This window comes from Dethiosulfovibrio peptidovorans DSM 11002, from assembly GCF_000172975.1.
GTDB lineage: Bacteria > Synergistota > Synergistia > Synergistales > Dethiosulfovibrionaceae > Dethiosulfovibrio > Dethiosulfovibrio peptidovorans.
Map to the genome: position 1 here is coordinate 1 of NZ_ABTR02000002.1, position 7,415 is coordinate 7,415.

The 7,415-nt window shown below is 57.3% G+C and carries 9 protein-coding genes; 3 read left to right on the forward strand and 6 right to left on the reverse strand.

Annotated features, from left to right (window positions below; all coding sequences use genetic code 11):
- The 3 genes from DPEP_RS12445 to DPEP_RS12455 form a co-directional block, all read left to right on the forward strand.
- On the forward strand, positions 1 to 868 hold an 868-nt coding region (locus tag DPEP_RS12445; protein WP_005662642.1), incomplete at its 5' end, for a DUF362 domain-containing protein.
- Between the two features lie 77 nt (positions 869 to 945).
- Positions 946 to 1,422 carry a hypothetical protein gene (locus tag DPEP_RS12450; RefSeq protein ID WP_005660732.1) on the forward strand — a complete coding sequence of 159 codons (477 nt, stop codon included), beginning with the start codon at positions 946 to 948 and terminating at the stop codon, positions 1,420 to 1,422.
- A 1-nt stretch (position 1,423) separates the two neighbouring features.
- Entirely contained in the window at positions 1,424 to 1,903 is a 480-nt protein-coding gene (locus tag DPEP_RS12455; protein ID WP_005660733.1) for a methylated-DNA--[protein]-cysteine S-methyltransferase, read from the forward strand.
- Positions 1,904 to 2,035: 132 nt separating this feature from the next.
- On the opposite strand, the gene DPEP_RS13615 is transcribed toward DPEP_RS12455, so the two are convergent.
- The 6 genes from DPEP_RS13615 to DPEP_RS12485 all read right to left on the reverse strand — a co-directional run.
- Positions 2,036 to 2,428 carry a M15 family metallopeptidase gene (locus tag DPEP_RS13615; protein WP_241760520.1) on the reverse strand — a complete coding sequence of 131 codons (393 nt, stop codon included), beginning with the start codon at positions 2,426 to 2,428 and terminating at the stop codon, positions 2,036 to 2,038.
- A gap of 44 nt (positions 2,429 to 2,472) precedes the next feature.
- Positions 2,473 to 2,688, reverse strand: coding sequence for a hypothetical protein (locus tag DPEP_RS13620; protein WP_005662647.1), 216 nt, complete (start codon positions 2,686 to 2,688; stop codon positions 2,473 to 2,475).
- A 71-nt stretch (positions 2,689 to 2,759) separates the two neighbouring features.
- A complete protein-coding gene (locus tag DPEP_RS12470) occupies positions 2,760 to 3,599 on the reverse strand; it encodes a uroporphyrinogen decarboxylase family protein (protein WP_005660539.1) in 840 nt (279 codons plus the stop codon).
- Positions 3,596 to 5,365 (reverse strand): ASKHA domain-containing protein, encoded by a 1,770-nt coding sequence (locus DPEP_RS12475; protein ID WP_005660540.1) that lies wholly within the window; start codon positions 5,363 to 5,365, stop codon positions 3,596 to 3,598. Before DPEP_RS12475 ends, DPEP_RS12470 begins: the two co-directional genes overlap by 4 nt.
- Complete coding sequence (locus tag DPEP_RS12480; protein WP_198003047.1) at positions 5,362 to 6,393, reverse strand: uroporphyrinogen decarboxylase family protein; 1,032 nt, start codon at positions 6,391 to 6,393, stop codon at positions 5,362 to 5,364. Before DPEP_RS12480 ends, DPEP_RS12475 begins: the two co-directional genes overlap by 4 nt.
- A partial coding sequence (locus DPEP_RS12485) for a uroporphyrinogen decarboxylase family protein (protein WP_005662649.1) occupies positions 6,383 to 7,415 on the reverse strand: 1,033 nt, incomplete at its 5' end. The genes DPEP_RS12485 and DPEP_RS12480, both read right to left, overlap by 11 nt.

A 7,415-nucleotide genomic window follows, 5' to 3' on the forward strand; every position in this document is an offset into this window, starting at 1 on the left:
GGCGGTAAAGCTTCATTTCGGCGAGAGGGGATGCGATGGTTTCATACGCCCTATCTTCGTGAGAAAAGCGGTGGACTGGGCCAAGGAAAAGGGGGCTAAGCCCTTTCTTACAGACACGAACACTCTCTACACCGGCAGCAGGAAGAACTCGGTGGACCACCTCCTGACCGCTATAGAGCACGGCTTCGGTTTCGAGGTAACAGGGGCTCCCCTGGTAATAGCCGACGGACTCAGGAGCGGGAACTTTCAGGAGATCCCCGTGAGGGGAGAGGTTTTTTCCTCGGTCAAGATAGCCTCGGACATTCGTTCTTCCGACTCGATGGTAGTACTGTCCCATTTCAAGGGGCACGTCATGGCTGGTTTCGGAGGTGCGGTGAAAAATCTAGCCATGGGATGTGCTCCCGCCGAGGGTAAGAAGGAGCAGCATTCGGCCAGGATGTCGGTGGACGACGAAAAATGCGTGGGATGCGGCCGTTGTTTCAGAAACTGCCCGGTCAAGGCCATCTCCATGACGGGAGGAAAGGCCGTTATAGATAAGGATGTCTGTATCGGCTGCGGCGAATGTCTCACTGTCTGTCCCGCCTCGGCGATCTCCCTGGACTGGAGGACCGACGTAGTCCAGTTTCACCGGAGGATGGCCGAGTACGCTCTGGGAGCCGTGGCGGACAAGGAAACAAAGACGGTTTTTTTGAACTTCATAATGGACGTGACGCCTCAGTGCGATTGCGTCCCTTGGAGCGACGCCTCGGTGGTGCCCGACATAGGACTTGCTGCCTCGACCGATCCCGTAGCTTTGGACAAGGCCTGTCTCGATATGGTGATCTCCAGGCCGGGACCGATCCCTTCAAGGATCTGTACGATAAGATAGATTCGATGGAGCAGCTTCGTCACGGAGAGGCCGTCGGATTGGGCCATCTGGATTACGTTCTGAGGGAGATGTAGAGCATGAAAGCCTTTTCTTTCACCCTGTCGTTGATACTGTGGGGATACATCATAGCGGTGCTATATGCTCGGTACGTGACCCCTTTTGTATCCGGAACCAGGCGTTCCATAGCCTCCGGGGAATTCGGCGGTACCACTGGCGACGATCTTCAGAGCAAGCTGTTGAGGGTGGGCCTGGACCTGGTGTTTTTCATCGCTCAGGCCTATTTCCTGATGGGATGGTCCGCCTACGCGGTCCTCAAGATAAGGATAATGACCCATCTACCCGACGCGGGCAGTCCGGTGATCTTCTACCTTATAGGGATGGCCATATGTATGTGGACCTTGGGCTATATCGCTTTGAGAGAGAAATACGAGGGGTTCCTGTCGATTCTCCACAGCGTGGTCGCCATGGGGGCCTTCGCGACCTTCGCCTTTAAACCTCAGCATATACCGGTTCTATACGGTTGGATGGTAAACATAATGGGAGGCTTGAGGTAAGATGCTCTACGACAACGTCGAGACCGAATGGGGCGGTGCCTTGGTGCTCATGGACGAGGTCGGGGTCAGCGGGATCAAGCTGTACGAGGACAAGGATATCCCTATGCCGCTTTTCGACCGTTGGCGACGGTCTCCTTCGGATCTCAGAGAGGCAGTTGGACAGCTTAGGGCCTACTTCGCCGGAGAGCTGAGGAATTTCGACCTGCCTCTTTCCCTGAAGGGAACCGATTTTCAGCTGAAGGTATGGAACGCTTTGAAGGCCATTCCCTACGGTACCACGGTGTCGTATTCCCAACTGGCCGCAGCGATCGACAAGCCGAAGGCCTGCAGGGCAGTAGGGGGTGCCAACGGCAGAAACCCTGTGCCGGTGGCTATCCCCTGTCACAGGGTTATAGGGGCCGATGGCTCTCTCGGTGGATATTCCGGTGGACTGGGGATCAAGAGGAGACTGCTGGCTATAGAGGGAGTTTACTTCGACTGAAGGGTATCTCTGAAAGCGCTAGTCTTCGGAGAGGTCATTTCAGCGGAGCCGAAACGACCTCTCCGAGTGTATGTCCATGATATCGCCCCGCCCAGGCTAAATATAGCCCGGGCGGGGCGATCGTTTGTTCCATTAGTTTCGCCACCTCATCTCGGGACGGACGAACCCGTATATGCAGTTTTCCTGACCTGTTCTGATTGCCCAGTTCCTGTTGCCGTAGTCGAAGTGCCACCATTCATTGGGATAATTGGAGAACCCCACGCTCTCCATGAGGTTCAGCAGTAACCTCCTGTTGTTCCGTATATCCTCTTCCTCCAGGGACAGGGAACCTTTCGTCTCCAGGATCCTGTCGTAATGGTCGGTGTAGGATCTCTCGGAGGTCTCGTCGAACCCCGAGCCCATGGAAACGGTCCGTCCTTTTTCGTCCGCCAGGGTCAGGTCTACCGATCCTCCCGTACAGTGTCCCGATACGAGCTCAGGCTTTACCGAGGGATAGGCCACGAATATCCTGGACCTTTGATCCACCTCGTCCGGCGATAGTTTCGGATGGTCCCTGAAAATCTCGTCTTTTATGGTGTCGAACAGTTCCCTCTGTAGCTCGGGGCGGAGACGATGTCCGCTGCTATAAGAATGGGCAGAGACAGCCCGACCGACAATTTGGCCGGGAAGGCCGATGCCATGAGCGGGACCATGAGAATGGCCGTCCCGGGCAGAGCCGACTTGGAAAGCCCCGCTATCAGCCCCGACAGGGCGATCGCCAATATCTGAAAGCTATCTAAATGCAAAGGACGCACCTCCCGTTTAACGTCCTTAAAGTATAAAGCAGAAATGTTGTTAGGTGTGCCCCGGAGAGTTTTTAGTCCGTCACGTCCATGGTCCGTATTCTACAGGCGTCGGCGGGAGTCTGGGCCACGCAGCCCCCTCCGAACCACCGGATCCCCCGAGTTCTGAGGGTCTCGAGGTGATCTCCGTATCTTCCCGATCCCATCTCCGCGGTATGTCCCGATATGGCCCCTATCTCTTCCATGGACGACGAGAGCCGTCCGCACAGAAAACCGCTCCACGGTCCGTCCAATCGGTCCATCTCCCTCAACAGTCTGGTCAAAGCAGGGGAGACCAGCTTTTCGAACCGTTTCGGGCCTAGAAGGTCGGGGGTGGCGGAGGGCTCCGCCAGGGAGATTATCGAGATATCCCGTCTCGCCGCCTCCTTTGCACAGGAGAGAGAGTAGGCCGATATTCCTTTCAGAACGATCTCTATTCTGTCGGGATCTTTTCTGGCGGTTCGAAACAAAACCTTGGGATCCAGCAGCCCCATCAGGGTGGAGAAGGGCCCGGATATCTTCAATATGACGGGAAGACCTTTTCCCCTCAGTATGGACACCGCCTTCATGACCTCACCCATCCTGCCGGAGTCAGGCGATGGAATCTCCTTCGGGATCATGTCGGGGTCGTCCCAGGGACACTTGGGTATGAGAGGGGTGGTCCTGTGGTCCCCCATCCTTACCTGCGCCCCGAAGGCCTCGGCCTCCACGGTGGAACAGAAAGGCACGGAACAGTAGATGTCTCCTTCTAATCGCATCAATTCCTCCGCCACCTGGGCCATGAGCTCCCCGTCGCGGTGTACCTGGGGAAAGGGATAGCGGGAGCCTATCTCGTCCGGCATGGCTCCGTTCTTCGACACAGGGCAGCCCTTCATCTCGATACCTCGAACTGGAGACATCTGGAGAAGAGACGGTCGTAACTCTCCAGCACGGATAGCTCGACGTAGTCCACCATGTCGGAAATCCTCTCTGCGTCGTCTCTGGCTTTCCTGGAAAGCAGGCACATGGCGGCTCCAGCTCCGGAGGTGTTGCCGCAATAGGTTATTCGTTCCTTTAGTTCCATCGGTATGAGCCCCGACCCCGTCAGGCTGTCGATGCTCAGATGGCGTCCGAACTGTCCCGCTACCAGGACCTGATCTATGTCGGCCATTGTCAGGTCGTTGGCCTCCAGAAGGGATATGAATCCGGAGAGTATGGCCCCTCTCGCCAGCTGAACCTGTCTAAGGTCGCCCTGGGTCACGGTGAGCCTCGGATCCCTCTCTCTCAGGACCAACGCCCTTTTCCCGTTTTCCTCTGTGATCATGGGCCCCGGTTTCAGTCTCCCCGTCTTGCCCACCATCTCAAGACGGACCACCTCGGATAACACGTCCAGTATGGCGCTGCCGCATAGCCCTCTGGGCATTCCTCCGCCTATGACTCCCAGTTCGGCGAAGGATTCGTTCAGGCGAACCGACTCCACCGCTCCGTCCGATGCCCTCATGCCGCAGCTTATGTTCATCCCTTCCAGAGCGGGCCCGGCGGCGCAAGAACAGGCGCTGAGCCTGCCCCGGTCGGACAGGACGATCTCACCGTTCGTGCCTATGTCTATGAAGAGCCTGATGCCCCGGTCTTCCATCAGCTCGGTAGCCACCATTCCAGCCACTATATCGGAGCCAATGTAGGCTGAGACTCCGGGCAGGACGTAGGCCCTGGCTCCCGGAGCCAATTCTACCCCCAGGTCTACCGAGGGTACGGTCATCCCCCTTCGAAGAACAGGGCTGAAAGGAGCCCTGCCCAGTGACCAGGGATGGACCCCCAGCAGCAGAGAGGTCATGGTGGCGTTGCTGCCGATCGCCATCTCGTATATTCTTTTCCTGGAGGTCCCTTTATCGAAACAGACTTTGTCCACGAGGCGGTCCAGGCAGGAGATTATGGCGTCATGGAGGTCCTCCAGACCGGTAGGAAAGGTCTCGCATCTCTCTATTCGGGAGATCACGTCCAGGCCGAAGTCCTTCTGGGGGTTTATCTCGCTGGCGGATCCGACGGTATCCCCGGTCTTCAAGGATATCAACGACACGACCACCGTCGTGGTACCTACATCAACCGCCAGTCCGTAAAGCTCGGGGTCTCTCTTCGGTATCAGGTCTATCAGGCTGTCTTTGTGGAAGACCGCGGTTACTTCCTTCGATCTGAACGCCTGGGGAATCCTCCTGACCAGAGATGCGTCCGGTTTAAGCGGCCCTGTTACCGATTCGAGATGGTCCAGAAGGGACATTCCGTCTCTTATCTCCGGTCTCGGTATCGATATAGGCACGGCGCCTATGGCGGGGCATATCTCGAAATCCGGGCGGTTCCCGTCCGTGAGGATGGCCGAACCCTTTTCCTCCTGATCGGACAGGGACACAGCGACGTCGCCGACCGGGCGGCACAGGCAGGACAGTCGAACTCCCTCTGCGATGTCCTCCGACGAGAGAAAGGTCCTCTCCTCGTCCGTCACGGGGCCTCCGTCTCCTTTCAGGGTGACCCGGCATTTTCCGCAGATTCCCTTGCCTCCGCAGGGAGCCTCTGTCTTGACTCCGCCTTCTCTCAGTATCTCCAACAGGGTAGGCCCCGGAGAGAACTCCAGGACCTTGTCTCCATCGATGGTAATCCTCGACGTCATGAAGACTTCCTTTCCTTTGCGCTATCCACCAGAGTCCGTACCTGGCTAAGTGCCGTCCCCGCTCCAATGCCGCAGGCGGGGGCCAGAATATCGATTCCCTGGTCCATGCACACCTTCGCCATCCGTTTCAGATGTTCTGGAGAGGCCGTCTCTATGGCAAGGGTGCTCACGTTTCCCATAAGGGATTTAGTGCTCAACCTGAGGGCCAACTCTTTGGCGGAGGTTATGGAATCGAAACTGATGCAGTCGCTCCTTATGTCGTCCAGAAGATGGGCCACTCCGCCGAGACGTCCGCATATATGTACTATGGTGCCCTTTACGGAGGTGGAGAGTCGGTCCAGTATGCCGTTGAGAGCGGGGATTGCCCATCTTTCGAATGCCTTAGGTCCCAGGATCTCTCCCGTTCCGCTTGGGTCCGATATGGTGAGGACGTCCGCTCCCGCCTCGACCTGGGCTTTTCCGAATCGAACGAGCTGTTCCACCACGAAATCCATCAGAATCTGGACTTTCTCCGGGCTCTTTCTCATATCCTTATAGAAAAGCGAGGGATCCACGAGCGATGTGGCAAGGCTTATCGGACCGGTTAGGTTGGCTATTACCGGTATGTCGCCGTTTCTTTTTTTCAGGAGGGAAATCGCCCTACATACCTGGGCCGTACGTTCGGAGGATAGGTCCATCTCCTTTAAACTGTTCATGTCGCCGGAGTTCGACATGACGTATCCGATAACCCTCGGTTCGTGGATCCTGTCTCCCATCGATACAGGCGCCCCCATGGCTTCGGCCTCTACTGTCATGCAGAATGGAACCCCGTAGTTCTCGAACCCTCCGTTCTCCGGCTGTCCCGCCGCCAGCTCGGCCATGGCCTCTCCGTCGAGGTGTGCCTCGGGCCAGGTACTGTCGGTCAGGTCCATAACGTCCTCTACGATCATGTTCATCATTCCGCCGGGGCATATGCAGGGAGGGCGGTCTAACGACTCCCTCTTCAGGGCCCCGACCAGCCTTTTTAGCTCGGTCATATCAGTCGTCATATCTGTCGATCGCCAGAGCCTTCTCCAGTTTTTCCTCGGTTATGGGCCACCCGAGCTCCCTGGTTGCATCCATCATGGCGTCTATGTTCCTTATCGGCGTCTCCACCGGAAGGCCGCATCCGGACATGAGGGCGAATCCCTTGGGCGATCGATAGGCGTCTCGGATGTCGGACAGGCAGGCCTTTCGAACCTCTTCCCTGGTTCCGGCGAACATAACCGACGAGGGGTCCACCTTGCCCATTATCTTCATCCTGTCGCCTACCTTGGATACGCAACCCGGTAGGGGGACCACGTTGTCGATGCTGAGGGCGTTTAGACCCATGTCGGCCAGATCCTCCCAGATCCCGTCGGTCTTGCCGCAGATGTGCATCGATGTGCCCATGCCCTTGTCCTTGATGTGGTTCAGCAGTTTTCCTACCACTGGAGCGGCGTAGCGTCTGAAGTGTTTGGGGCTGACGACGGTACAGGATGAGAGAGGCTCTGCTATGGATATCCCCATGCCTCTGGAGGCGGCGGCGTCTACGTAGCGCAGTGTGCTTTCCAGCGAGACCTGACATAGCCTATCCACCGACTGGGGATCTCGCACCATCAGTCTCGTCATTTTCTCTACACCTATCAGAAAGAAGGCGGTGGTGAAGGGGCCGACCACCAAGGCGGTGCAGGGGACCTCGGAGCTTATTTCGTCCACTACCATCTCCATCGCCTTCAGGTGGGTCGGAATTCTACAGGCCTTCTCCGGATCTATAGGCTCCAGCTCGTCGATCCTGGAGACGTCGTCTATGGCAGGTTCCAATAGGTCCGCCGTGTCGTCGTCGGGAAACTTGATCTTGGCTCCCATAGCCTCGGCGACGGTGAAGAGGTCGGTGAACACCTTGGCTCCGTCGCCTCCGAATCTCCTGTGGGTGGCGATGACGGCGTCGGCCAGGGCTCTCGGGTCGTGGTTGAACTCGGATATCCTGCATCCCGATATGCGGGCGATCCCGTTGGAGAGGTTGGGGTTACACTGTAACCGGTCCACCGGC